Genomic DNA, 24,740 nt, shown 5'->3' with positions numbered 1-24,740 from the left:
CGTCTTCAATCATGTCGCGGGTGGCTCGGCCGGTTCCACTGTACGTAACAGTTCCGTGATGTTCGGGGAGGCGGCCGGGCGTGTGTTGCGATCCGAATGAAGTTCACAGTCACCGCGATGAGACGGCCGACCTCGCCGAGGAGGCTGACCGTCAGAAGGTCAGGCGTCGGCCTCTTCGGCCATCTCCTGTTCCTTGCGCCAGCGGATGCCGGCTTCGATGAGTCCGTCGAGGTCGCCGTCGAAGACCGCCGAGGGGTTGTTGACCTCGTACCCGGTGCGCAGATCCTTGACCATCTGGTACGGGTGCGTGACGTAGGAGCGCATCTGGTCGCCCCAGCTGGCCTTGATGTCGCCGGCGAGCTCCTTCTTCTGCGCGGCCTCTTCCTGGCGCTTGCGCTCGAGAAGACGCGACTGGAGGACGCGCATCGCGGCCTCACGGTTCTGGATCTGGGACTTCTCGTTCTGCATGCTCACGACCACACCGGTGGGAACGTGGGTGATGCGCACGGCGGAGTCCGTCGTGTTCACCGACTGACCGCCCGGGCCCGAGGACCGGTAGACGTCGATGCGCAGGTCGTTCTCGTCGATGTCGATATGGTCGGTCGACTCGATGAGCGGGACCACCTCGACAGCCGCGAACGAGGTCTGGCGCCGACCCTGGTTGTCGAAGGGGCTGATGCGCACGAGACGGTGGGTGCCGGCTTCGACGGACAGGGTGCCGTAGGCGTAGGGGGCGTTGATCTGGATCGTCGCCGACTTGATGCCTGCGCCCTCCGCATAGGAGGTGTCGAGTTCCTGGACGTTGTAGCCGCGGTTCTCCGCCCACCTCACGTACATCCGCGTGAGCGTCTGCGCCCAATCGGTGGCATCGTCGCCGCCGGCGCCCGAGCGCACGGTCACCACCGCGGAACGTTCGTCGTATTCGTGGTTGAGCAGCGTCGAGATCTCGAGTTCGGCCAACTGATCGTGGAGCTTCTTGATTTCACGGTCGGCCTCTGCGAGGGAGTCCGCGTCGCCTTCGTCCTGGGACATCTCGACGAGCAGTTCGGCATCGTCGATGCGCTCACCGAACTTCTCGAGCTTCTCCAGGGTGCCCTGTTTGTGGGAGAGCTTGGCCGAGGTCTTCTGCGCCGAGTCCGGGTCGTCCCAGAAAGTCGGCGAAGACGCCTCCTCCGTGAGCTCAGAGACCTCGTCGCGCAGATTCTCCAGGTCGGACACGTCGAGAATCGCTTTGTACGTCTGGCGGAGGTTGGCGATTTCAGAAGGGTAATCAGTGGTGGCCATAATGACTCGATTCTAGTGCATGCCCGCGCCCCGCCCTCAATCGAGGGATGCGCGCCGAGGCGGGGCCACCTCGGCGCGCATCCGTCGAATACCCCGGCTCACCGGGGATGAGCCCGCCCGCGCGGGGACGGGCCCGACCCGGGCAGAACACCTGCCCGACCCGAGCCGGACACCAGCCCACCTCAGGCGGGAACGAGTTCGGGAACCGTGGCCCAGGTGTCGGGGCCGAAGACCTCGAAGTGGATGTTGTCCTCGGGCACGTCGAGGTTGTCGAGCCCGCGGCGCACGGCGCGCATGAACGGGGGCGGGCCGCACAGGTAGACCTGTGCGTCGGCGGGCACGCTCACCGCGGTGAGGTCGATGAACCCTTTGTGGACGGTCTTGGTCGTCGTCCGGGCACCCAGCTGTTCGTACCAGTGATGCATCCGGGCCCCGGGCAGCTGACCGACCAGCTCCGCCATCTCCTGCCGGTGCGCGTGAGTGGCCATGGACTGGTCGGCGTGGAGGACCGTGACCTCACGCTGGGACTCCTTGGACACGAGGTCGTTGAGGGCACCGAGGATCGGGGTGCAGCCGATACCGGCGGAGACGAGCAGCAGCGGGGCCTCGGCCTCTTCGACGACGAGGTCGCCGTACGGCAGGGAGCAGCGCAGCCCGTCGCCTTCGAAGACGTTGCCGTGGATGAAGTTCGAGACCTCGCCTGCGGGGATGCCGGCCTCGGCGCGGCCGGGTTCGGCCTTGATCGTCACGGTCCAGGACACCCGCGAGGTCGCCCGGGTGAGGCTGTACTGCCGGATCTGGCGGGCACCGTCGGGCAGCTGGACCTGGACAGAGATGTACTGTCCGGGACGGGCCTGCGGCAGGACCTCCCCATCGGGGCGGGCGAGGACGAGGCTGACGGTCTGCGGGGACTCCTGGCGACGGCGGACGACGACGAGTTCGGACCAGACATCGCCCGGATCCACCTCGTGGAGGGCGTAGAGATCGCGCTCGGCGGCGATGAGCGTGTTCGCCATGTCCCAGTAGACCTCGGTCCAGGCGTCGACGACCTCGGGGGTGGCCGCCTCGCCGAGGACCTCACCGATGGCGGCGAAGAGGTGCTCGTAGACGATCGGGTACTGGTCTTCGGTGATGCCCAGGGAGGCGTGTCTGTTCGCGATCCGGCTCATCATCGCATCGATGTTCGGGGCATCCTCGGACACGAGCAGACTGGCATAGGCCGCGATCGCCCCTGCCAGGGCCTTCTGCTGCTCACCCTGGGCCTGGTTGCCTCGGTTGAACAGGTCGCGCAGCAGGTCGGGACGGGCGGTGAACATCCGGTCGTAGAAGATCGGGGTGATGTCACCGATCGCGGATCCGATGACGGGCAGGGTGTCCCTGACGATGGCGAGAGCGGGTTGGGAGATCACTTCAGCTCCTTTTGCGGCGCCCGTGCGCCGCGCAGCGGGAACGGCCTTTCCAGGTCGCTGTTCTTCTTGCAGTTTCGACCGTACTACCGCGCGTAGAATGTTTTCTACACGTTGTAGAATGTGAGATTTTTCGTACCGTCCTCGCTGTCACAGCGGGGCGATCGCCTCAATCCGTGACGTCGACGATCCCGTGGGCACCGCGTTCGGCGTCGACCATCACGTGGGACACGAAGGGATAGTGCCCCGCCTCGGCGAATTCGAGTTCGACGAACCCGCCCTGCGAGGCGGCCAGGTCGAGCGTCTGACTCGCCCCCAGCTCCTCGTTGTCGGGTTTGAGTCGGTAGGCGCCTTCCTTGAACACGGTGTCGAACTGTCCGCCGATGATGTGGAAGGCGCTCGGCCGGTTGGGGCCGGCGTCGACGACCCAGATGCGTACCCGTTCGCCGACCTTCGCCTTGAGCTGATCGTGATCGTACTGATTGGCGAAGCCGTTGAAGACCACGGCATCGGGTTCCTCGCGGGCGGCCTTGTCGGAGTCGACGATTCCGCCCTGGGGTCCGAGATAGAGCTCGGATTGGACCATGAAGTATTCGCGGTCGACCTCCGGCAGCTTCGGCGGATCGATGATCACTGCGCCGAACATGCCGTTGGCGATGTGGTCGGTCATCGGCATCGTCGCGCAGTGGTACATCCAGGCACCCGAGTGCGTGGCCGTGAAGGTGTAGGTCAGCGATTCGCCGGGGGCGATCGTGCGCATCGGCTGGTCGGGGGCGAGCTCGCCGGCGTGGAAGTCGATCGAGTGGCCCATGGAACCGTCGTTGACCAGGGTGATCTCGAACCGGTCGCCGACCTTCCCGCGCAGGGTGGGACCGGGCATGGTGCCGTTGAACAGCCACAGCTTCTGCTTGACCCCGACGGCGACCTCGCGTTCTTCCTCGGTGACGGTGAAGGTCTTCTTGATCGTCTTCGACTTCTCCGACTCATCGGGCTGCGGCAGCCGCGCATCGCGGGCAGAGAGGTCTGCGCCGGGTTCGGCCATGAAGTCGAGGTCTCCGGCCGCGGATTCCTCACTGCCGGAGGTTCCGTTGCCGCTGCCGTGCTCCATGCCGCCGTGGTCGCCGTGATCCATGCCGGCCATGCCGTCCGTGTCGGAATCCCCGGAGCCGCCGGAGTCATCATGGCCCGCTGCCGTATTCTCACCGGCACCGCCGATCGCGTTGACGGCGAAGACCATTCCCATCTGCCGGTGCCCGGCGATCGAGCACCAGCCCTCGAGATCTTCGCCGACGATGCCGACGTCGACGGTGGCGGATTCGCCGGGGCTCAGCCGTCCGCTGTCGACGCCGTTGTCGAGCACGAGATCGTGGACGTCCTGGTCATCGGTGTTCTTCAGCTCGATGACGAGCCGGTTGCCGGCGGGCACGTCGACGCTGTCGGGACTGAAGCGCATGTCCTTCGCCTCAACGCGCACCGTTGTGGTCTCCCCCGTCGGCGTCACCCCCGCCGAGGCGGCTCGCGCGGTGACCGCGGTCGTGGCGTTCGGGTCGAGGGCCACTCCCCCGGCCACGGCGACGAGCACGAGCGCCATGCCCGCAGCCGCCGATGCCAGTGCACGCCGGTCGTCGAGTTTGGATGCGGCGGCTCGCTGCTCCTTCGTCGGACGTTTCGTCCGGTGGATGTCCGGGTTCGCTTTGGCCTTGCGGGAGGCGCGGAGGCCGCGGAAGAGGAAGGGCAGGAACAGTGCCAGCCCCAGCGCCACGAGCCCTGAGCACAGGACGCGCACCCAGCTGGGCACGGGCAGCAGACAGATCGCCAGACCGAGATTGATGATCGTGATGCGGAAGGCCGCGAGGCGGTTGAATTCCCGGTTCGCGGCGCGCACGGCCGTCGGCCCTCCGCCGAGGACGACGGGCAGGAGATAGGACAGGGCACCGAAGAGGATCTGTGCGGCGAAGCCTGCCGCCAGTGCGGGGGTCAGCCAGGTGAACCCGTGGGTGGCCGAAGTCCAATCCGCGGAGGTGAAGAACACCCAGGCCGTGGCGAGGAGGCAGATGACCAGCCAGACTATTGCGGCTGCGGCCGAATAGGTCGGGTACTCCCGTGGCGGTTTGGCCGCTGCGGAGAGCACGAAGGGCCGGGCGATGAGTCCGATGCCGGCCAGATAGGCGAGCAGCCCGATGCCGGCTGCCCAGGGGGCCGAGAACAGGGTCGCGGCCAGAGCGATGACCAGGCCGGTGAGCAGGAGCGGGAGAGCGCGACGGGCGGCCACCTCGGCGCCGGGGACGATCTTCGTCCGCAGCATCGTCGGCCACAGGGTCATGAGGGTGCCGATGACGGTCAGGCCGATCCAGCCGAGCAGGTTGAGCAGCGCATGGGCGGCCAGCAGCCGCGAGTGCCAGGGGTCGGCGAGGTCATCGGCGAGGATGACGCCGAAGGTCACGCCGACCGGCAGGATCCCGGCCGCGGCGACGTAGTAGTGGAGAGTTCCGGCGAAGCGGGAGGCCAGCGCGTGGCGGGCCCCGTTCCACAGCGAGGCCCCGTGCCAGACGACAGCGGCGACGACAGCCGCGGCACCGAGGATGACGAGTGCCCAGATGCCGGCCATCATGCCGATGATGACGACGAGGGTGCCGATGTTGAGCAGCCCGAGGCGCAGGCTCTGGCTGCGGCGGCTGGCCGCTGTCGAGGGGGTGTGCAGCAGCGCCTGGGCGAAGTGCTGGGACCAGACGAGGATGGAATGGCTGACCGCGCCGAGGACGAGGAGGTGGATCATCAGCCAGCGGGCCACCGGCAGGCCCGGATGGGCGGCGATGATGACGAGGAGGAAGACGAGCCAGATGACGACGGGGATGTCGCGGATGAGCCAGCGTCCGCGCCCGATGCCGAGGTCGTCGTCACGCTCGCGCGGTGAGGACAGCTGCGGGCTCATCGGGTGGGCTCCGATCTGCGAGCGACCGAACCGGTACGCTTCTTCGTCGCCGTGATCGCCGAGGAGGCCGCGACGATGGCGAATCCGAGGACTGCGAGCACGTTGAGCACTCCGCCCAGCTGTGTGGCCCAGCCGAGGTCGAGTCCGTCACCGATGCCGATGCGCAGGATGAGGCTGATGTGCAGCAGCCCGGCCGGGATCCAGAAGCCCGGGTGGTAGGGCAGACGGATGCGCAGCACCGCGGGCAGGATCACCGAGGCATGGGCCATGATCATCGACAGCGCGAAGCCGAGGAAGACCGCGTGCACGAGGGCGTCGAATCCACGTCCCGAGGTGATCGGGCCGCCGAATGTCCAGATCAGTCCGGCCACGGCCAACCATACGTACCCGGCGAGCAGGCAGGCACCGATGAAGCCGGTCTGCCCCGGGGCGCGCACGGTCTTGCGGGCGACGTCATTGCCCACCAGCCAGGCGACGAGGCTGAGCAGGCTGATGCCCAGCACCGGTCCTCCGGCCGCCGGCCACAGCAGAGAGGCGAGAAGGGCGAGGACGAAGACGGAGACGAGGAGTCGGAAGATGCGGGTGGCCGGTGCGCTGATGCTCACCCGAGCGAGCTCGAGTCGTTCGGCGCTGATCGTGAGCACGACGAAGCCGGTCAGCCAGCCGATGAGGCCGGAGACAGGGGCTCCCCCGATCCACATCAGACCGGCCCCGGCCAGCAGCGCTGCCCCGATGGCCTGGACGAGGATGGCATCGTCGAGGTTGCGTCTGAACAGAGGGATGTAGAGGACGGTGAGGGCAAGGCTGCCGGCCAGCAGGGCCAGCTGCCCGACGATGAGCGGAGCCGGTGTGAGCACGGCGATGGCGCCGAGCCCGAGCAGGCCGGGAGCGAGGAAACCTACCGGGCGGGCCAAAGCCACGGCTCGCTCCAGAGCGATGACCGTGCCGAGGAAGCCGAAGACCATGAGGATGCCGTGGAGTTCGGGCAGATCGTCACCGGCGACCGGGGCCCAGACGCCGAGCAGCATGAGTGCCGCATCGAGACCGGCCAGCAGGGCCAGTCCGGCGGGGAGGAGGAAGGCGAGGCGGCGGATCACTTCAGCGGCTTTCGGGTCGCGGCGGGACCGGCAGACTCACCGGATGCCGGCGCGGTCTGCGGATCGGCGGCGGGCGCGGTTGGAGAATCGGCGACCATGTCGTCGTGCAGGTGCAGGCGGCAGGCCCCGGGTTCGGAGAAGGGCTCGAGTTCGCTGTCGGCACCGGGTCCGCCGAAGGACTCGAGACTGCCCCGGACGAGGCCGAGGTGGACGCCGCAGACGATGTCCGGGTATTCGTGAGCGGCTTCGAGCAGGGGGCAGCGGGTGAGACGGAAGCTGCGTCGGCCGGCGTCCGTCGTTTCCGCTGGAACGGGTTCAGGCGCGAAGCCGAGACTGTCGAGCAGGGCGAGAGTCTCGTCGGTCGCTGTCGATTCGGCGGGGGCGGCCTCCTCGGCGTCGACCCGCATTTCGGCGACGCCTCGGGCGAGTTCGCGGCCCCAGTCGATTCCGGCCGCGATCCCGTCTGCTCGCGGATTCGGGCTCGTGCGATCGATCTGCGCGGCCAGCACCGAGGCGAGACCGAGGTATTCCGATGCTCCCTTCCGCGGTGACCCGATCGCTCGATACAGCCAGGCCGGTCGGCCGCGGCCCGAGGAGGCGGCCTTGGACTTCGTGGCCGCACCGGCCTCGACGAGTTGATCGAGGTGTTCGCGCACGGTGTTCTGATGCAGTCCGGTCATTGCGGCCAGCGCCGAGATCGTCACGGCCCCGGCCTGTGCCGCGAGGTGCTCGTGGACGAAGGCAACGGCCGGCGTCAGGCCCGCCTGCGGGACCGCCGGCTCCGGTCCGAGAGCCGCGGAGTCGCTGTCTGAGCGGTCACGTCTGTTTTTCACGATTCCCATTGTAATAAATGGTACTCGTCCGTGGATACGCCGCCCGGGCCCGCCTCGGCGAGTGATCGCGGAACTTCCCGCGTGGGCCCAAAAGCGCCGCCGGCGGGAGATCCTATTCATCCCGCCGGCGGCGCGGCTCAGGTGGAGTCAGCACGTCAGCTCAGACGGCGTCGCGCTTGCGGCAGGAGTGAAGTCCACCATCGGTCGCGAGCTGCCGGTGGTTGGATCATACCCGAAATGACACGCCTGAAACTACAGAGTCAGCATTTGAATACCCTCGATCGCGTTATCCACAGATTGCAGAAATCACTGGATTCTTCATTCGACTACAGCTAGGTTAAAAAGCAAATCTCGCTGTCATTCGAATGATCAGGGCAAGGGTTCAGAGTGGAAGCCACCGATGTCATCACCAGCGAGGTCCACAAGCGGATCAGAGATCTCGACGTGGACCCGCGCGCCGATATACAGCGTTCTCGCGAGCTCATACGCACCGTCATCGCCGAGTACGACGAACGCAGCCTCGTCGCCGATCTGCCGCTGCTCGAAGACAGAGAAGCGACCTTTCGCCAGATCGACAATCAGCTCTCGGGGTTCGGCGCCCTGCAGGATTATTTCGATGATCCGCACGTCGAGGAGATCTGGGTGAATTCCCCGAGTGAGGTCTTCATCGCCGTCGACGGCGTCCACCAACTGACGACGACGAAGCTGAGCTCCGGCGAACTCGATGACCTCATCGAACGGATGCTGCGCACCTCGGGTCGACGCGTCGACCTGTCCCAGCCCTTCGTCGATTCCATCCTGCCCGACGGGTCCCGACTGCACGTGGTCCTTCCCGATATCACCCGCACCCACCCGGCAGTGAATATCCGCAAGTTCATCGCTCGGCCACGCAATCTCAGGAACCTCGTCGCCACCGGCTCGATCACCCCCGGTGCCGCCGAGTTCCTCGACGGGGCCGTCGCCTGCGGGGCCAACATCCTCGTCTCCGGTGCCACTCAGGCCGGCAAGACGACGATGCTCAACGCTCTGGCCGGGTCGATTCCTGCCAGGGAGCGCACGATCTCCTGCGAAGAGGTCTTCGAACTCAACCTGCCCAGCCGCGACTGGGTGCCCATGCAATGCCGGCAGCCGTCCCTGGAAGGCACCGGCGAAGTGACCCTGCGGGCCCTGGTCAAAGAGGCGCTGCGGATGCGGCCGACTCGCATCATCGTCGGTGAGGTCCGGGAAGCCGAAAGCCTCGACCTCCTCGTGGCACTCAACTCGGGTCTGCCCGGAATGGGCACGATTCATGCGAACTCGGCACGCGCGGCGATCACGAAGATCTGCACCCTGCCGCTGTTGGCCGGGGCGAACATCTCCTCGGCGTTCGTCGTTCCCACCGTTGCCGTCAGCCTCGACGTCGTCGTCCACCTGCGACGCGATCCCAACGGGGTCCGCCGCGTCGACGAGATCTGCGCGGTCCCCGGTGGAGTCGAAGGCGATGTCGTCGAACTCGATACGATCTTCCATTCGCCGCGCGGAACGCTCGTCCGCGGTCAGGGCTTCGGCCACCTCGGCGAGAGATTTGCCGGCATCGGTCGGGACCTGCACGCCGTTCTGGAGGCGGCGTGAGCTATTCGCAGTTCGCTCTGCTCATCGGCGCGGGACTCGGCGCCGGGCTGTTCCTCATCTGGATGTCTCTGTGGCAGCGTCCGCAGGGAGCACGGACGCAGCGGCGATGGGTGCGCGAACTCGACGACATGCTCACCGGTGCGGGATTTCCGCGCCTGCGGCCCGGGCATCTGCTGCTCATCTGCGTTGCCGTGTTCGGTGTCGTCGCGGTCCTCGCGACCGTGTTCACCGGGTCGTGGGCGATCGCCCTGTGTTTCGGCCTCTTCGCCTCCTGGCTGCCCCACCGGCTTCTGCAGCATCGGGCCCGCAGCAAGCAGGTGATGCGTCGGGAGCTGTGGCCGGAGACGCTCGATCATCTCAATTCCGGTGTCCGGGCGGGGCTGTCTCTGCCCGAGGCGCTCAGTTCCTTGGCCCATCGCGGTCCGGAACCGCTGCGGCCGCTGTTCGAAGTCTTCGCTGAGGAATACCGAGCCAGCGGGTCCTTCGCACTCGCGTTGGAGAGGTTCCGCCAAGTCAGCGCCGACCCGGTGGCCGACCGCATCGTCGTCGCCCTCAGCGTCACCCGACAGGTCGGCGGCAGCGATCTGGGCACGATGCTGCGGGCCCTGGCTCAGTTCGTGCGCGATGACGCCCGCACACGCAACGAGCTGTCCGCGAGGCAGCAGTGGACCGTCAATGGAGCCCGGCTGGCCGTCGCCGCACCCTGGGTGGTGCTCGCGTTCCTCTCGACCCGACCCGAGACGGCCACGGCCTACAATTCTCGGACCGGACTGCTGCTCTTGGCCTCCGGCTTCGTCATCTCTCTGCTCGCGTACCAGGCGATGAAGCGCATCGGTCGGCTCCCTGCCGAACCGCGCGTCATCGAAGGGTCCTCCCTCAGCGCGGCACACCGCAGGTACGCCGCTGCTGAGGGCTCTGCCGGCGAGGCCGATCCGCAGGCGAGCACCGGCTTCCGTTGTTTCGGTGCGTCCGGGACGCATGGTTCGCGGGACGGTCGGGCGGCATGAACATCCTCGATGATCCCCTGTCCGTCCTCGCCCTCGGGCTCTTCAACGGCTTCGCCCTGTGTGTCTTCGTCCTCTCCCTTCCGCCGCTGCGCCGACCGACCCTGTCATCACGGATCGCGCCCTATCTGCGCGATCAGGAGTCGTTGATCGATGTCTATGCTCCGCCGACGCCGCGTGCCGAGGGCTTCCTGGGACTGGCGAAGTCGGTGCTGCTGACGTCGACGCTGTGGGTGACCTCGCGCATCACCACGGATGCGACTCTGCGGCTGCGCATCGACCGCCTCGGCGGGAATGCCACGATCGAGAAGTTCCGCATCAATCAGGTGCTGAGCATCCTCGTGGGGATGATCGCCGCCGGCGGTCTGGCCGGGCTGCTGTCGGCTCAGCGCGGGTTCTCCCCCATCGTCACGCTCGTCCTTGTCATCAGCGGCGGCATCGCAGGTCATGTCTTCAATGATTGGCGCCTGAGCCAGGCCATCAACCGTCACGAGTCCCGGGTGCTGGCCGAGTTCCCCACCGTCGCGGAACTCCTCGCCTTGTCCATCACCGCGGGTGAGGGCATCATCGAGGCGCTGGAACGGGTGTGTCGGACCTGTTCGGGTGATCTCATCGACGAACTGCGCGCGGCCCTGGCCGCCACCCGCACCGGAACTCCTCTGGTCGAGGCACTCGACGGGATGGCCACGCGGATCGCGATCCCCGAGATCGTCCAGTTCGTCGACGGACTCGCAGTATCGATGACCCGCGGCACGCCTTTGGCCGAAGTCCTCCGCTCCCAGGCCGCTGACGTCCGCGAACAGTCACGCCGACGCCTGCTCGAGCTCTCGGGCCGCAAAGAGATCGGCATGCTCGTTCCAGTGGTCGTCTTCGTCCTTCCCGTCACCGTCATCTTCGCTGTCTTCCCGTCCCTGACCGTGCTCGACCTCAGCCCGTGACCGTCTGGTCCGCCCCCGATTGCTTCCCGATGGAATCCGTGACCGTCCGATCCATCCGCACAGAAGAAGGAGAATCTCAATGAAGTTGTCAAGTGCTTCACCCCGGTATCGGGGAGATTCCTTGACCGAACATTGTGCGGTCTCGCAGCATCGCCCAGAGCACGTTGATGCGTCGGCGTGCCAGGGCGAGGATCGCTTGTTTGTGGTTCTTGCCTTCAGCCCGTTTTCGGTCGTAGAACGCCTTCGATACCGGGCACCATCGCGATGCCACTTGCGCGGCGAGGTAGCAGGCCCGCAGCAGTCTGCGGTCGTAGCGTTTCGGTCGGTGGTGGTTACCGCTGATGCGCCCCGAGTCCCGGGGCGCTGGCGCCAGGCCCGCGACTCCGGCCAATCGGTTCGCGCTGTCGAACTGGTCGATTCCGCCCCCGGTCGCGGCGGTGAATTCTGCGCCCAGGAGGGGTCCGAATCCGGGCATCGACAGCAGGATCTCGGCATCAGCATGCTCACGGAACCGGTCCTCGATGCGGTTCTCGATACCGGTGATGTCATCAGCCAGTCGCAGGATCTCAGCAGCGAGACGAGCCACGATCATCGCACCCGCGTCCTGGCCAGGCACCGTGGTGTGCTGCTTATCGGCGACCTCGACGGCGATGTCAGCGACTCGGGCAGCCGACCTGGCTCCACGCTTCTTCAACCACGCGGTGAGGCGTTTGACGCCCATGCGGCGGATCGCCGCTGGGGTCTGGTATCCGGTGAGCAGGAGCAGGGCAGCCTTCGAAGTCGAGTAGTCGAACGCGGCTTCCAGGGCGGGGAAAAACTCACCGAGGCTGGCACGCATCCGGTTGATCGCCCGCGTTTTGTCGCAGGCCAGGTCGGTACGGTGAGCGGTGAGCAGTCGCAGTTCGGTCGCGATGTCATCGCCAAGTCGGATGGGTTGCAAGTCGCGGCGCATCCGGGCCTGGTCGGCGATGATTCCGGCGTCTTTAGCGTCGGTTTTCCCGTCGCCGCGGTAGGTGCGGGCAGCGTTGTAGACGGTGCGCCCGGGAATATAGAGCAGCGTCTGCCTGTGCGAGGCCATGAGCGCGATGAACAGCGCGGCTCCTCCCCGGTTGAGGTCAGTCGCCCACGTCACCGAACCCGAGGGATCGGTGAGGGTGTTGACCTCGTCGATGAGGTTCGTGATGACGGTTTCGTCGTTGGTGATCTTCTGCGACAGAAGCCTGTTGCCGTCGGTGTCGATGACGACGCAGTGATGGTGGGACTTGCCGGCGTCGATGCCGGCGAACAGGTCGTTCCTTTCGTAAGTGTGGACGTGTTCCACCCCGTGTTCAACAGCCACGCCGTCGTGTCCTTACACAGCGATCGTGTCGCGTTTCTCAATCAGCGGTCGAGCCGTTGCGGGATGCGAGGTGGCCAATCTCCTTCGACCATGCATCAAGCGGGTAACACCATGACAGCCATGCCCCGCATCCCCGGAGTGGTCGGAAACTTACCACTGCTCCCAATCCACATATAAGAAAGGTAAGGACACCATGTTCCGCCAGTTCGGCAGCCGACTCATCCTGCTCATGCTCGCGCTCATCCCTGCCCCACCTCCTCGCCGTGAGGGCCCCACCATCACCGAGGCGGCCGACCGGGACATCGACCCCGACCTCATAGCCGATGTCGACCCGCCCGATCGTGGGGATGTGCCCGGGTGGGTGCTCATCACCTTGATGACTGCTGGACTCGTGGTCGCCCTGTGGGCACTGGCCGGTGAGGCGTTCACCTCGATGTTCCAGGATGCGATGAACAAGGTCCGCGGGGCCGGGTGACCACGCGGTGGCCGAAGACGCTCTGACCGATGACGTCACCGATTCGGGTTCGGCAGTCGCCGAGTTCGCGCTGGTCGCCTCGCTGCTGGCGCTCATTCTTGCCGGTGCCCTGCAGATCGGGCTCGTCATCCATGTCCGCAACACGGTCATCGACTCCGCGATCGCCGGGGCCCGGCAGGCGAGCCTGGCCGATCAGAGCCCCCGCGACGGGAAACGGCTGACGAGCGATCTCATCCGTGTGTCCGTCGGCGAGCGCTATGCGCAGAAGGTCACCGTCTCGACCTCACGACGAGGTGCGGTCGAGATCGTCGAGGTCCGGGTGCGGACACCGCTGCCCGTCCTCGGCCTGTGGGGACCGGCCGAAGTCTGGGATCTGCGTGGACGCTCCATCGTCGAGGACATCGACCGTGACTGAGCGCGAGCTGGAGGCACCCGAGGAGGTCGACGCGGTCGGTGGAGCTGAGGCTGTTGGCGGGGCTGACACGGGCACCGCCGTCATCGAGTTCATCTTCGCTTCGGTCGTTCTGCTCATTCCCGTCATCTACCTCATGCTCACCCTCTCTCAGCTGCAGGCCGCCAGCTATGCGACCACCTCGACGGCGATGTCCGCCTCCCGCATCGCCGCCCGCGACGCGAACCCGTCCGAAGCTCGGGCCCAGGAGGTGGCGAAGATGCACTTCGCGGACTTCGGGCTGCGCGATGCACCGACCTCCATCACCTACTCGTGCACCGGTCCCTGTGGACAGGCGGGTTCTCTCGTCACCGCACGTGTGGAGACGAAGGTGATCCTGCCCGGCTTCCCGCTGCTCTTCGGCTCCGCACATGCCCCACACATCACTCTGCGTGCCAACCACACTGACGTCGTCGCCGTCGGAGACCAGTGAGATGGCTGCGGACGGCTCCCATGAATCGGATTCCGGGTCGATCACGCCCTTGGCCATCGGCTTCGTCGTCATCGCGCTGCTGCTCGCTTTCCTCATCGCCGCCCTGACCGACCTGCACATGGCCAGGCGGGAGCTGCAGGGCCTGGCCGATTCTGCGGCATTGGCGGCGTCGGACTCGTTCGAACCCGCTCCCGGCGACGAGCCCGGGCTCGTGTTCTCACCTCGCGCGGCCGAACGGGCGGCCGGGCGCTACCTCAGCGCCGCCCCGACGCCGAAGGACATGCACGATCTGCGGTTGAGCGCCGACGCGGATGGGACGCATTCGGTGCGGATCCGGATCGAGGCCCGGTACTCCCCGGCTCTGCTCTCACCGTTCGTACCCGGACTCATCGACCTCCATGCCACGGCCTACGCGCGGGGTGCTCTCCGCCTGGATTGACGAGTCAGCCGTACGCCTCGTCACGGATGTCGAGTGGGCCCAGGGAGCCGGCTGCCAGGTCGGAGAGCGGGCTGTCGGACCCGGAGTACCCGACCGACTCCGACACCGATTCCTGTGGGCGGCGAACTCACTGGCACACCGCCGGCCTGCGGACGGCCGGGGCATATGCACAGGTCCTCTTCGACCTCTTGCCTCACCCGTTCGCCCCGAACAAGCTGTGGCCATGAGAACCCTGGGCCTCGTCCACCGCATCGAAACGAACGGAGCAGTCACAAGCGTGAGCGTCGAGGCCGACGCGGACAGTTCGGCTCTCGAGGTCTTCCGCTCCACCTTCGGCCCGGAGCTGCTGCCTGAGGGCCTTGAGACGGGCAACCGGTGCCCCGGTGGGAGTCTTGAGCGCATCAGTTGGGGGCGGTGGCTGAACCTCAATCCGATCACCGTCATCGGCGCGAATGCCCTGCGCACGGTCGACCGCAGCGTTGATCATCGTGCCGGGTCGCAGCCGGCCGTGGTGTCGGTCCTCGCCGGACCGGACTCGGGGTACGCGCTCGCCGTCGATCCGAGACGTCTCAGCCTGTCCCGGCTGCCGCATGAGCAGTCGCTGACTGTCATCGACCCGTGCATTTCGCGCGAGCCGCAGCTGCTGACGCTCGATGCCGCCGATGGTCAGGGAATCAGCCTTCTGGGAGCGACTGTCCTCGCTCCGAGTCCGGAGACGGACTCACGCCGCGGAATGGATCCGAATTCCGACTCCCCTTCCGCGTCATCGACGGCCGCACATGCTCCGCAGATCCGGTCCCCGCCGCAGGCACTGGCCGACGACGTCCACATCGCCCCGAAGACGGTCGACGATCCGCGCCCAGCCAGACCCCCGCAGTGGTGGACTTTCCTCATCCCGATCGGCATCGGGGTGGTGCTGGCCGCAGCCACCGGCATGTGGTGGTTCCTGCTGTTCAGCATCTCCGCCCCGATCTCCGGATACGTCGCCTACCTTGTGGAGAAGAAGCGTTTCACCCGCGATTGTCGACAATGCCGCCGGGACCGTGCCGCGGCGACCGCTGACGCGCGCAATCGGCTGGATGAACTCGTGGCGGCACACCGTCGCAGTGCTTTCACCGCACCGGGTCTGTGCTTGGGTTTCGGTCCGATCCTCAGCAGCCTCACCGTCGATGAACAGCTGCAGGCAGGAATCGACCACGTCGACGGACGCATCGTCCTCGACGCGATGCCGATCCGCATCGATCCACTGACCACGACCGTCACGGCCAGCGGAGATCCCGTCGTGATGCGCACCATGGCGTTCGCCTGGCTGTCCGATCGCCGCTATGCCTGGCGTCCCGGCCCCGAACTCGCTGAGCTGCCGGAACTGGCCGGCACAACTGTCTCCGCCGACTCCGCACAGACATCCAAGCTCCTCCTCGGCCGCGCCGGCCCCGATATCGACGACACCATCACCGTCCGCCTCGACGAGGGCACCGGCCGCGGCGTCCTGACGCTGTCGGGCCCACGCCCCGCTTCGGCGATCTCGCTGTCGGTGGGCACTCTCGCTCAAGCCCACACCACCTCCTCGACGGCACCCCACGGTCCGGTTCCCGGCAGGCCGCTGACCGCCACGCTCATGCCGGCTGCCCGGTTCGTCACCCTGGACCGCCGCCGCGATACGGGCCAGGGCTGTCAGCCCTGGCCCAGCCACGGTCTCGGCGAACTGTGCGACGACGCACCGGAGGCCATCACCGCGCGGTGGCGAGCCGGCCGGCCGGGACCGGTCATCATCGGCCGCGGTGCCGACGGGGAGGTCGGCATCGACCTGTTCGCCGACGGCCCCCACGCCCTTGTCGCGGGCACCACGGGCAGCGGAAAGTCGCTGCTCCTCCAGACCTGGCTGCTGTCGATGGCTTTGGCGCTGCCGCCTCGGCGATTGCGTTTCGTGCTCGTCGATTTCAAAGGCGGTGCCACCTTCGCCCCGCTGCAGGATCTGCCGCACACCGACAGCGTGCTCGACGATTTCGATTCGGGCCTCGCCTTCCGCGCGCTCGTGTCGATCCGTGCCGAGATCACCCGCAGGGAACGAATGCTGGCCGATCACGGATGCGCCGATATCGAGGAGCTCACCGACCCGCCGCCGCGCCTCGTCGTCGTCATCGATGAGTTCCACGCGCTGATGGCCACGCACCCGCGCGCCGCTGACCTGCTCGAACACCTCACCGCGCTCGGACGATCCCTCGGCGTCCATCTCATCCTCGCCACCCAGCGGCCCTTGGGCGTCGTGACCGGGCAGATGAAGGCGAACATCAACATCCGTGTGTGCCTGCGGGTCCGCGATGAGACCGATTCCTTCGACGTCATCGGCACCGAGGCCGCCGCCCTGCTGCCCGCGGACAAGCCCGGTGCCGCCTGCATCGACGATGGGATGAGCGTCTCTTCGTTCCGCGTTGCCGTTCCCTTCGGAACCGATTCCCGCACCGAGGCGGCTCTCCGTCCCCGGGTCAGGCCCTGGGTGCGGGGACCGATGCCGTCCGCAGCCGGTGGGGTTCGAGGCGTCAGTGTCGCGGACATCATCGCCGCGGCCGGTGACAGCAGGTTTCGTGCGGAGATGCGCCAGGTGGTGGTCCCACCGCTGCCCGATCCGGAAGAGATGGCCGGCGGGACGGAGCTCGGGGTCGCCTCGTCCGGTGTGCAGGGCGCGGCTGCTGCCACGGGGATCATCGATATTCCGGCCGAGCAGCGCCAGCAGCTGTGGACCTTCGACCCGGATGTGGACGGGTCGACGATCCTCACCGGAGGAGACCCTGCGGTCGTGGATTCTGTGCTCATGTCGATGGCCCGGGCTGCCGGACCGAAACGGCGCATCATCGCTTTGGGCCGGATCGCCGGTGCACTCGAAGGGGCCGAGATCACCTGCGGAATGAACGCAGGGTGGAGAATCCAGGCGGTGCTCGACCATCTCGCCACGGGGGCAGAGACACCACCGGACTCGGATGCACGAACTGGTCCGCACGCGCGAGTCGGCCGACAACCTCCGAGTCTGCTGGTCTGCGGCAACTGGGCCGAACTCGTCGACTCGCTCGACCACTATTGGGCCGAGCGCATCGAACGATTGGTCGGTCACGGCGCCGCTTTCGGTCTTGATCTTCTGCTTGCCGGCTGCCGGACTATGACGGGCAGGAACTCACGGTTCGCCACTCAGATCATCTTCCCGCCGGAGGCCGGTCAGGACGGGACGAACTTCGGCCTCAGCCGGCAGCGGTTCGCAGGCACCTGGCCGGGTTTCCGAGCCGTCATCCGAGGACCCCGGGTGCAGGCTTGCGGAGGGGAGGGAGCCGATGTGCAGCTCGTTCCCGCTGACATAGCGAGGAGCCATCGGTCCCCTGCACTCGGCGAACCGACCGACAGCGGCGGTTTCGCACCGCGTTGGCGAGGTCTGGCAGACCCGGCGGGAACCGCACTGGCGCCGACACCGCACGGCCTCGTCGGTGCGGGGACGAATGATGCAGGTCCCGGCGCAGGGATGACCGGTGCTTTCACTGGGCCGGACCGCATTCCCATCGGCGTCGATGCCTTCGGTGAGCTCGTCACGTGGGACCCGCTGCGAGACGGGTCCGTGCTCACGGTTCGCGGCTCACCGCAGAGCGGCAAGACCGAGCTCGCGGCCCATTTGAGCCGTCTGGCCGCGGTGGCCGTCCACGATGATGCCCACCGGGAGTCCGAACCGGTCGAATGGGATCCGCTCGACGGACGATTCCATGTGCTTACCGTGCCGACACGGTTCACTCCCGCCTATGGTTCCCCTCTGGCCAAGGCACAGAATCTCGGACCTCTGCTCGTGCTCGGGGTGCATACGCGACAGGATCTCACCGGCCTCGGACTGCTGCGCCGGGCCCCGCTCGATGGGCTGCCGGGAACGGGCTGGTTCGTCACCGAGGTTCAGGCCCGTGCCATCCGTCTGTTCACTGTCGACGAAGGGCGGAGGATGTTTCGGCTCAAGGCGGGCCGGTGCACAGTCGGCGCCGATCAGCTCCCGTCGGCAGGAGACCCCGAAAGCGTCTCATAACGGTAGAGCTCGGTGGCCGTACCCGATGCGAGCAGACTGTCGGCGAGCGCCGAGATCACGGGCATTCCGCTCGTGACTTCGATGACGACATCGGCGTCGACGGACAGTCGGGCCAACAGCAGTTCGGCATCGGCGACGGCTGCGGCGAAGTCCTCACCGGCTGCGTCGGCCGCATCCTCGCGGGTTTCGAACATCGACCCGAGGATGAGCTCGGTCGGAGCCTCCTCCACGGACTGGTCGACGACGGCCGACTCGGCTCGGTCGGCACCCGAATGTCCCGCACCGGTTTCGCCCGCGGCCGGCAGAGTTCCGGCGGTCTCATCGGCCTCCCGCGCATAGGACACGGCGAAGGCGCTGAGCCCGTCCGCCTCGGCGGTCCCGGCTGCACCGTTCAGCAGGGCCGCACCGTGGGCACCGGCGGCTTCGGAGAGGAACGCATTGTTGACCTGTCCGATGGTCAGCGGACCGACGGCATCGTCACGGTTGACCGCGGTGTACCAGGCGAGGAACGCCTTCGTCAGCTTCACCGAACCGGTCGCGACGATCTCGAGATCCTCGGCACGCCCGCCCCCGGCCGGCGGCAGAGCACCGGCGGGAACCTTGATGACACGGGTCGTCGTCAGCGGGGTGAACCCGAGTGCCTGAGCGAAACGCTCCCCCGCGCTGCCGGCCTGCACACGAGCTCGCAGGTCGAGTCCCTCGATCGCGGTTCCCCGCGTTTCGGCGCACACGGCGTCGAAGAGTTCACGACCCTGCCCATGGCCCCGCTCCTCGGCAGCCACCTCGACGTGCACCCACGCGCGGTGGGGGTGAAGCGGGGACTCCGCGATCGCGGCGGCACCGACGGGGACGTCGGGGACCACCTCGGCGATGACGGAGCGGATCAGCGGAGAATCCGAGGACGGACGGAACAGTGACCGGGCCATATGACCGGCCGGAGTGGTCGCATCCGCGAACACCTCGTTCAGGCGCAGATCGTCGCCGTCGCTCAGCTCTCGAATCGGCATGTGCTCGCTCCTTGGGCGGTGGGGAACTTGATAATCTTGGCGTCATGACTGACTTAAGCGATCCTACCGCCGCCGCCCATGCCGCGGCCACGACCATCAACGCGAACGCGGGCATCGAATCCCACGACATCGCGCTCGTCCTCGGCTCCGGTTGGGGCGGGGCGGCCGACCTCCTCGGCGAAACCGTCGCCGAGATCTCGGCCGCCGAGGTCCCAGGATTCCACGCTCCTGCAGTCGAAGGGCACGGCGCGACCCTGCGCACCGTGCGCATCGAAGCCAGCGGCAAGCATGCGCTCGTGCTCGGCTCCCGCACGCACTACTACGAAGGCAAGGGTGTGCGCGCCGTCGCCCACGGTGTGCGCACCGCTGCCGCGGCCGGCTGCTCCAGCCTGGTGCTGACCAACGGCTGCGGCGGGCTCAACCGCAATTGGGCCGCCGGCACCCCGGTGCTCATCTCCGACCACATCAACCTCACCGGCACCTCCCCCATCGAGGGCGCGAACTTCGTCGACCTCACCGACCTCTACTCGCCGCGCATGCGCGGCATCGCCAAAGAGATCGACCCGACCCTCGATGAGGGCGTGTACGCGCAGTTCCGCGGACCTCACTATGAGACTCCCGCCGAGGTGCGCATGGCCGGGGTCCTCGGCGCCGACCTCGTGGGCATGTCGACGACGCTTGAGGCCATCGCCGCCCGGCAGGCCGGTCTCGAACTCATAGGCATCTCACTGGTGACGAACCTCGCCGCGGGCATCCAGGAGACCCCGCTGTCCCACGCCGAGGTCATCGAAGCCGGCGTCGCCGCTGCCCCGCGCATCTCGCAGCTGCTTGCCGACATCGTCGCGAAGCTCTGAGCCTGCGCTTTCGACGACGCAGCCTTCCCCACCCCCTCACCGCGAACTCGCAAAGGACCGAACATGACCCGCGTAGCCGATCGCTTCACGAATGGATTCGACGCCGAGGTGGTCCGCGCCTGGATCGCCGATGACCCCGATCCGCAGACAGCCACGACGTTGGAGCACATCCTCGCCGAGGCCGAAGCCGGGGACGTCGCCGCGATCGCCGACCTCGAGGACCGGTTCGCCGGCCCCCTCGCCTTCGGCACGGCCGGACTGCGCGGCGAGATCGCCGCGGGACCGAATCGGATGAATCGGGCGGTGGTCATCCGTGCCGCCGCCGGACTCGCTTCGTTCCTCTCAGACACCGTCGGGGAGGGTTTCCGCGTCGTCATCGGCTGCGATGCCCGGTACAAGTCTGCGGACTTCGCCGCCGATACCGCCGCTGTCATCACTGCTGCGGGCGGCACAGCCATCCAGCTTCCCGAACAGCTGCCGACTCCGCTGCTCGCCTTCGCTCTGTCCCACCTCGACGCCGATGCCGGTGTCATGGTCACCGCCAGTCACAATCCGCCGGCGGACAACGGCTATAAGGTCTATCTGGGCAGACGCCCGCTGCTGGCCATCGAACCCGATCAGGCTGCGGCCGAGGCAGGAGCCGGAGCACAGATCGTCAGTCCGGCCGATGCCCTCATCGCCGAGCAGATCGCGGCGGTCGATTCCGTCGCCTCGGTGCCGCGTGCCGAATCCGGCTGGGAACACCTCGGCGAGGAGATCGTCGAGACCTACCTGAGCCGCATCGATGCTTTGGGTGTGCGGGCGGAGTCCGACTTGTCGATCGTCCTCACCTCTCTGCACGGTGTCGGAGCCGGCGTCGCCGAGGCGGCACTGATGCGCACCGGCTTCACGAACCTCCATCCGGTGGCCTCCCAACAGGCACCGGATCCTGACTTCCCGACCGTGGCCTTCCCGAACCCCGAAGAGGCCGGTGCCCTCGACGAGTCCTACGAACTTGCTCGGGAGGTCGGTGCGGAACTCGTCATCGCCAACGATCCCGATGCCGACCGGTTCTCCGCGGCGATCCCGGATCCCTCTGCGGCCACCGGGTACCGGCAGCTGTCCGGCGACGAGGTGGGGCTCCTCCTCGGCGAGGATGCCGCCACCCGACTGGCAGCCGGGACGCACCATGCAGGGCAGGGAGCGGACTCGGCTGCGCCGGTGTTCGCGAATTCGATCGTGTCCTCTCGCGCGCTGGCCGCAGCGGCCGCCGGTCACGGTTTCGCGGCGGTGAACACGCTCACCGGCTTCAAGTGGATCTCTCGCGTCGCCGGTCTCGTCTTCGGTTATGAGGAAGCGCTGGGCTACTGCGTCGACCCGGCGGCGGTGCGCGACAAGGACGGAATCTCCGCGGCAGTGACCTTCGCGGCCCTGGCTTCGCGCCTCAAGGCGGACGGGTCGAGCATCGAGGCCGAGCTCGATCGGATCCGGGGGCGCGACGGCTTCTTCGCCACCGCCCCGCTGAGCTTCCGCCTCGACGACGTCTCCCTCATCGCCACGGCCATGGCCAAGCTGCGGGAGAACCCACCGACCACTCTGGCCGGCTCCCCCGTCGCCGAGGTCCATGATCTCTCGACCGGATACCAGGGACTGCCCCCGACCGACGGGATCCTGCTGCTCTCCGATTCGGGTTCCAGGGTCATCGTCCGCCCCTCCGGCACGGAACCGAAGCTCAAGTGCTACCTCGAGGTCGTGGCCGAGCCCACCGAACTCCAGGCAGCCACCGATGCCGATGCGCGTGCGGCCGCCAGCGCGGGAGTGCGACTGCCGGCCACCTCGGCGAGTGCCTCGCTCAAACCCGCACTGCGGGAACGTCTCACCTCGATCAGCACCGAACTCAAAACCTACTTCGGACTATGACCCAATTGCTACGTGACGGCGGCCCAGCAACCTCGCGCGAGGTTGCTGGGCCGCCGTCGGGTAGCAATTAGAGGGAGTTGAGGATTTTGGCGCTGCCGGAGAGGCCCAGGCGGGATGCGCCGGCGGCGATCATTTCCTCGGCCGCCTCGGCGGTGCGGATGCCGCCGGAGGCCTTGACGCCGAGGCGGTCGCCCACGGTCTCGCGCAAGAGCGACACGGCGTGTGCGCTCGCGCCGCCGGCCGGGTGGAAACCGGTCGAGGTCTTGACGAACCCCGCTCCAGCGGCCTCGGAGCGACGGCAGGCCTCGACGATCTGCTCATCGGTCAGCGCCGCCGATTCGATGATCACCTTGACCACGGCATCCCCGCTGGCCTCGACGACACCGCGGATATCGGCCTCTAGCCCGTCGAAGTCCCCGGCAACGGCCTGACCGATGTTGATGACCATGTCGACCTCGGCGGCACCGTCGGCGACGGCCTGCTTCGCCTCGGCTGCCTTGATCTCCGGCTTCACCTGACCGGAGGGGAACCCGACGACGGTAGCCACGACGAGCTCACCCGGATCGGTGACCGGCAGCATCGACGGCGACACGCAGATCGCGAGCACGCCCAACTCCTTCGCCTCCGCCACGAGGGCATCGACGTCGGCGGGGGTCGCTTCGGGCTTGAGCAGGGTGTGGTCGATCATGGCTGCGACATCGGTGCGGCTGGTCATGGGGTTCCTCCAAGTTCGGTGATCCAGGTTCTAGGGCTGTGGTTCCAGAGTAGTGAGGTCGGCGGCCGCACAGTAGGACCGCCGGTGTGTGATCGAACTCAGGTGATCGTCGCGAAGACGATCGACTCCGGCACCGAGGCGGCGTCCCCGCCGATCTCGACCGCGGAGTCCAGCGCTTCGATCGCCCGTTCGAAGCGCTCCGGGGTCGCCGTGTGCAGTGTCATGAGCGGCTGACCGGCCGTGACCGTGTCCCCGGGTTTGGCGTGCAGTTCGATGCCGGCGACGTCCTGGACCGGATCCTCCTTGCGGGCGCGCCCGGCACCGAGCCTCCACGAGGCGACTCCCACCGACAGTGCGTCGAGCTTCGTGAGCACCCCGGACTCAGTCGCGGTGACGACCTCGGTGTGCTCGGCGACCGGCAGCGGTGCCTCAGGGTCGCCGTTCTGTGCCCGGATCATCCGCTTCCAGACGTCCATCGCCCGCCCGTCAGACAGCGCGGCGCGCACGTCGACATCGGTCTTGTCGGCCAGGCGCAGCATCTCCTCGGCCAGTGCGACGGTGAGGTCGACGACGTCGGCCGGTCCACCGCCGGCGAGGACCTCGACGGATTCGCGCACCTCGAGAGCATTGCCGACGGTCAGACCCAGAGGTGTCGACATGTCGGTCAGCAGCGCCGAGGTGTTCACCCCTGCGGCCTGGCCGAGGTCGACCATCGTCTGCGCGAGCGTCCGAGCCTTCCTCAGATCCTTCATGAACGCCCCGGAGCCGACCTTGACGTCGAGGACGAGGCCGGATGTGCCCTCGGCGATCTTCTTCGACATGATCGACGAGGCGATGAGCGGGATGCAGTCGACCGTCGAGGTGGTGTCGCGCAGGGCGTAGAGCTTCTTGTCCGCCGGAGCCAGACCGGTGCCGGCGGCGCAGATGACCGCGCCGATGTCCTCGAGCTGGTCGACGATCGCCGCGTTGCTCAGCCCCGCCTGCCAGCCCGGAATGGACTCGAGCTTGTCCAAGGTCCCACCGGTGTGGCCGAGTCCGCGTCCGGACAGCTGCGGGACGGCGACGTCGAAGACCGCCACCAGCGGAGCCAGGGGCAGAGTGATCTTGTCACCGACTCCCCCGGTCGAATGCTTGTCCGAGGTGGGCCGCGTCAGGGACGAGAAGTCCATCCGCTCACCGGAGGCGATCATCGCCTGCGTCCAGTTCGCGATCTCGACCGGCTCCATGTCGTTGATGAAGATCGCCATGGCCAGCGCGGCCATCTGCTCCTCGGCGACGACGCCGCGGGTGTAGGCGTCGATCACCCAGTCGATCTGCTCCTTGCTCAGAGCCTGGCCATCGCGTTTGGCGGCGATGACGTCGACGGTGTCGAATGCCTCTACAGTCACGGTCTCAGTCCTTCGTTGTCAGCGCACCGGCAGGTGATTCCCGCATCGGCGGGCCACCTCGGTGAGGGTGTCAGTGTTTCGCGTTGTGGTCGGTCCGGCCCGCGCTCAGGTGGTCGGGCCCGAACGCTTCGGGCAGGACCACGGACAGCGGGGACCGTCCGCTGGGCATATTGAGGATGAGTTCATTGCCGCCGTGTTCGAACAGCAGCTGCCGGCAGCGCCCGCAGGGGACGAGGGTGTTGCCGTCTCCGTCAACGCAGTCGAAGGCGACGAGGCGGCCCCCGCCGGACATGAGCAGGTCGGAGACGAGCGAGCATTCGGCGCACAATGTGACACCGAACGAGGCGTTCTCGATATTGCAGCCGCCGACGATGCGCCCGTCGTCGACGAGTCCGGCCGCGCCCACGGGGTAGGACGAGTACGGCACATAGGCCTTCGTCATCGCCCGCTTCGCTTCGGCTCGCAGCAGCTCCCAGGTGCCTTCGCTGAGGTCATCGGGGCAGACCGGGGTGGGTTCCTCGCTCCAGATGTGTTCGGAGGCGTCGTGCCCGGATGGGTCGTGCCCGGAGGCGCCGTGTTCGGGT

General features: G+C 67.3%; 20 protein-coding genes. 10 read left to right on the top strand and 10 right to left on the bottom strand.

What is annotated here, in order from left to right; genetic code table 11:
* Positions 1-159: 159 nt before the first annotated feature.
* The 5 genes from prfB to ACSE4D_RS13805 all read right to left on the bottom strand — a co-directional run bounded on the left by prfB (position 160) and on the right by ACSE4D_RS13805 (position 7,552).
* Entirely contained in the window at positions 160-1,284 is a 1,125-nt protein-coding gene (gene prfB, locus ACSE4D_RS13825; protein ID WP_436326111.1) for a peptide chain release factor 2, read from the bottom strand.
* 182 nt (positions 1,285-1,466) lie between these two features.
* Positions 1,467-2,693, bottom strand: a complete 1,227-nt coding sequence (locus tag ACSE4D_RS13820; protein ID WP_436326110.1) for a globin domain-containing protein — start codon at positions 2,691-2,693, stop codon at positions 1,467-1,469.
* Positions 2,694-2,859: 166 nt separating this feature from the next.
* Positions 2,860-5,622 carry a multicopper oxidase domain-containing protein gene (locus ACSE4D_RS13815; RefSeq protein ID WP_436326109.1) on the bottom strand — a complete coding sequence of 921 codons (2,763 nt, stop codon included), beginning with the start codon at positions 5,620-5,622 and terminating at the stop codon, positions 2,860-2,862.
* Positions 5,619-6,719 (bottom strand): hypothetical protein, encoded by a 1,101-nt coding sequence (locus ACSE4D_RS13810; protein ID WP_426937321.1) that lies wholly within the window; start codon positions 6,717-6,719, stop codon positions 5,619-5,621. Before ACSE4D_RS13810 ends, ACSE4D_RS13815 begins: the two co-directional genes overlap by 4 nt.
* A complete protein-coding gene (locus tag ACSE4D_RS13805; protein ID WP_426937320.1) occupies positions 6,716-7,552 on the bottom strand; it encodes a helix-turn-helix transcriptional regulator in 837 nt (278 codons plus the stop codon). The genes ACSE4D_RS13810 and ACSE4D_RS13805 overlap by 4 nt, the downstream gene beginning before the upstream one ends.
* Positions 7,553-7,939: 387 nt before the next feature.
* Between ACSE4D_RS13805 and ACSE4D_RS13800 the strand changes: the two genes are divergently transcribed.
* From ACSE4D_RS13800 to ACSE4D_RS13790, 3 genes are read left to right on the top strand one after another with little or no spacing between them, the layout of a single operon-like run.
* Positions 7,940-9,163 carry a CpaF family protein gene (locus ACSE4D_RS13800; RefSeq protein ID WP_135541487.1) on the top strand — a complete coding sequence of 408 codons (1,224 nt, stop codon included), beginning with the start codon at positions 7,940-7,942 and terminating at the stop codon, positions 9,161-9,163.
* Positions 9,160-10,170: a type II secretion system F family protein gene (locus tag ACSE4D_RS13795; protein ID WP_135541489.1), complete on the top strand. Its 1,011-nt coding sequence runs from the start codon at positions 9,160-9,162 to the stop codon at positions 10,168-10,170. Before ACSE4D_RS13800 ends, ACSE4D_RS13795 begins: the two co-directional genes overlap by 4 nt.
* Complete coding sequence (locus ACSE4D_RS13790; RefSeq protein WP_135541491.1) at positions 10,167-11,105, top strand: type II secretion system F family protein; 939 nt, start codon at positions 10,167-10,169, stop codon at positions 11,103-11,105. The genes ACSE4D_RS13795 and ACSE4D_RS13790 overlap by 4 nt, the downstream gene beginning before the upstream one ends.
* A gap of 97 nt (positions 11,106-11,202) precedes the next feature.
* Here ACSE4D_RS13790 and ACSE4D_RS13785 read toward each other — a convergent pair whose 3' ends face one another.
* Positions 11,203-12,393 (bottom strand): IS110 family transposase, encoded by a 1,191-nt coding sequence (locus ACSE4D_RS13785; RefSeq protein WP_436327139.1) that lies wholly within the window; start codon positions 12,391-12,393, stop codon positions 11,203-11,205.
* A 328-nt stretch (positions 12,394-12,721) separates the two neighbouring features.
* Between ACSE4D_RS13785 and ACSE4D_RS13780 the strand changes: the two genes are divergently transcribed.
* From ACSE4D_RS13780 to ACSE4D_RS13760, 5 genes are all read left to right on the top strand, one after another.
* Entirely contained in the window at positions 12,722-12,919 is a 198-nt protein-coding gene (locus tag ACSE4D_RS13780) for a hypothetical protein (protein ID WP_425119782.1), read from the top strand.
* 7 nt (positions 12,920-12,926) lie between these two features.
* Positions 12,927-13,334, top strand: coding sequence for a TadE/TadG family type IV pilus assembly protein (locus ACSE4D_RS13775; RefSeq protein ID WP_135541495.1), 408 nt, complete (start codon positions 12,927-12,929; stop codon positions 13,332-13,334).
* Positions 13,327-13,803, top strand: a complete 477-nt coding sequence (locus tag ACSE4D_RS13770; RefSeq protein ID WP_425119732.1) for a hypothetical protein — start codon at positions 13,327-13,329, stop codon at positions 13,801-13,803. The genes ACSE4D_RS13775 and ACSE4D_RS13770 overlap by 8 nt, the downstream gene beginning before the upstream one ends.
* 1 nt (position 13,804) lies before the next feature.
* The gene (locus ACSE4D_RS13765) at positions 13,805-14,242 is read left to right on the top strand and encodes a pilus assembly protein TadG-related protein (protein ID WP_167854465.1); all 438 of its coding nucleotides are present in this window, start codon (positions 13,805-13,807) and stop codon (positions 14,240-14,242) included.
* Between the two features lie 223 nt (positions 14,243-14,465).
* Entirely contained in the window at positions 14,466-18,293 is a 3,828-nt protein-coding gene (locus tag ACSE4D_RS13760; RefSeq protein ID WP_425119733.1) for an FtsK/SpoIIIE domain-containing protein, read from the top strand.
* Here ACSE4D_RS13760 and ACSE4D_RS13755 read toward each other — a convergent pair.
* Complete coding sequence (locus ACSE4D_RS13755) at positions 18,254-19,300, bottom strand: GNAT family N-acetyltransferase (RefSeq protein ID WP_425119734.1); 1,047 nt, start codon at positions 19,298-19,300, stop codon at positions 18,254-18,256. The two genes, ACSE4D_RS13760 and ACSE4D_RS13755, sit on opposite strands and share 40 nt — an antisense overlap.
* 44 nt (positions 19,301-19,344) lie before the next feature.
* On the opposite strand from ACSE4D_RS13755, the gene ACSE4D_RS13750 reads away from it, so the two are divergent.
* Entirely contained in the window at positions 19,345-20,154 is an 810-nt protein-coding gene (locus ACSE4D_RS13750; protein WP_425119735.1) for a purine-nucleoside phosphorylase, read from the top strand.
* A 63-nt stretch (positions 20,155-20,217) separates the two neighbouring features.
* Complete coding sequence (locus ACSE4D_RS13745) at positions 20,218-22,053, top strand: phospho-sugar mutase (RefSeq protein ID WP_436326108.1); 1,836 nt, start codon at positions 20,218-20,220, stop codon at positions 22,051-22,053.
* 67 nt (positions 22,054-22,120) lie between these two features.
* Here ACSE4D_RS13745 and deoC read toward each other — a convergent pair whose 3' ends face one another.
* From deoC to ACSE4D_RS13730, 3 genes are all read right to left on the bottom strand, one after another.
* A complete protein-coding gene (gene deoC / locus ACSE4D_RS13740; protein WP_436326107.1) occupies positions 22,121-22,768 on the bottom strand; it encodes a deoxyribose-phosphate aldolase in 648 nt (215 codons plus the stop codon).
* A gap of 98 nt (positions 22,769-22,866) precedes the next feature.
* Positions 22,867-24,156 carry a thymidine phosphorylase gene (locus ACSE4D_RS13735; protein WP_436326106.1) on the bottom strand — a complete coding sequence of 430 codons (1,290 nt, stop codon included), beginning with the start codon at positions 24,154-24,156 and terminating at the stop codon, positions 22,867-22,869.
* 70 nt (positions 24,157-24,226) lie between these two features.
* Positions 24,227-24,685 carry a cytidine deaminase gene (locus tag ACSE4D_RS13730; RefSeq protein ID WP_276606438.1) on the bottom strand — a complete coding sequence of 153 codons (459 nt, stop codon included), beginning with the start codon at positions 24,683-24,685 and terminating at the stop codon, positions 24,227-24,229.
* Positions 24,686-24,740 lie beyond the last annotated feature (55 nt).

Source organism: Brevibacterium sp. FAM 27836 (genome assembly GCF_051351055.1).
Classification (GTDB): domain Bacteria; phylum Actinomycetota; class Actinomycetes; order Actinomycetales; family Brevibacteriaceae; genus Brevibacterium.
This window is presented reverse-complemented; position numbering and strand designations above follow the sequence as displayed.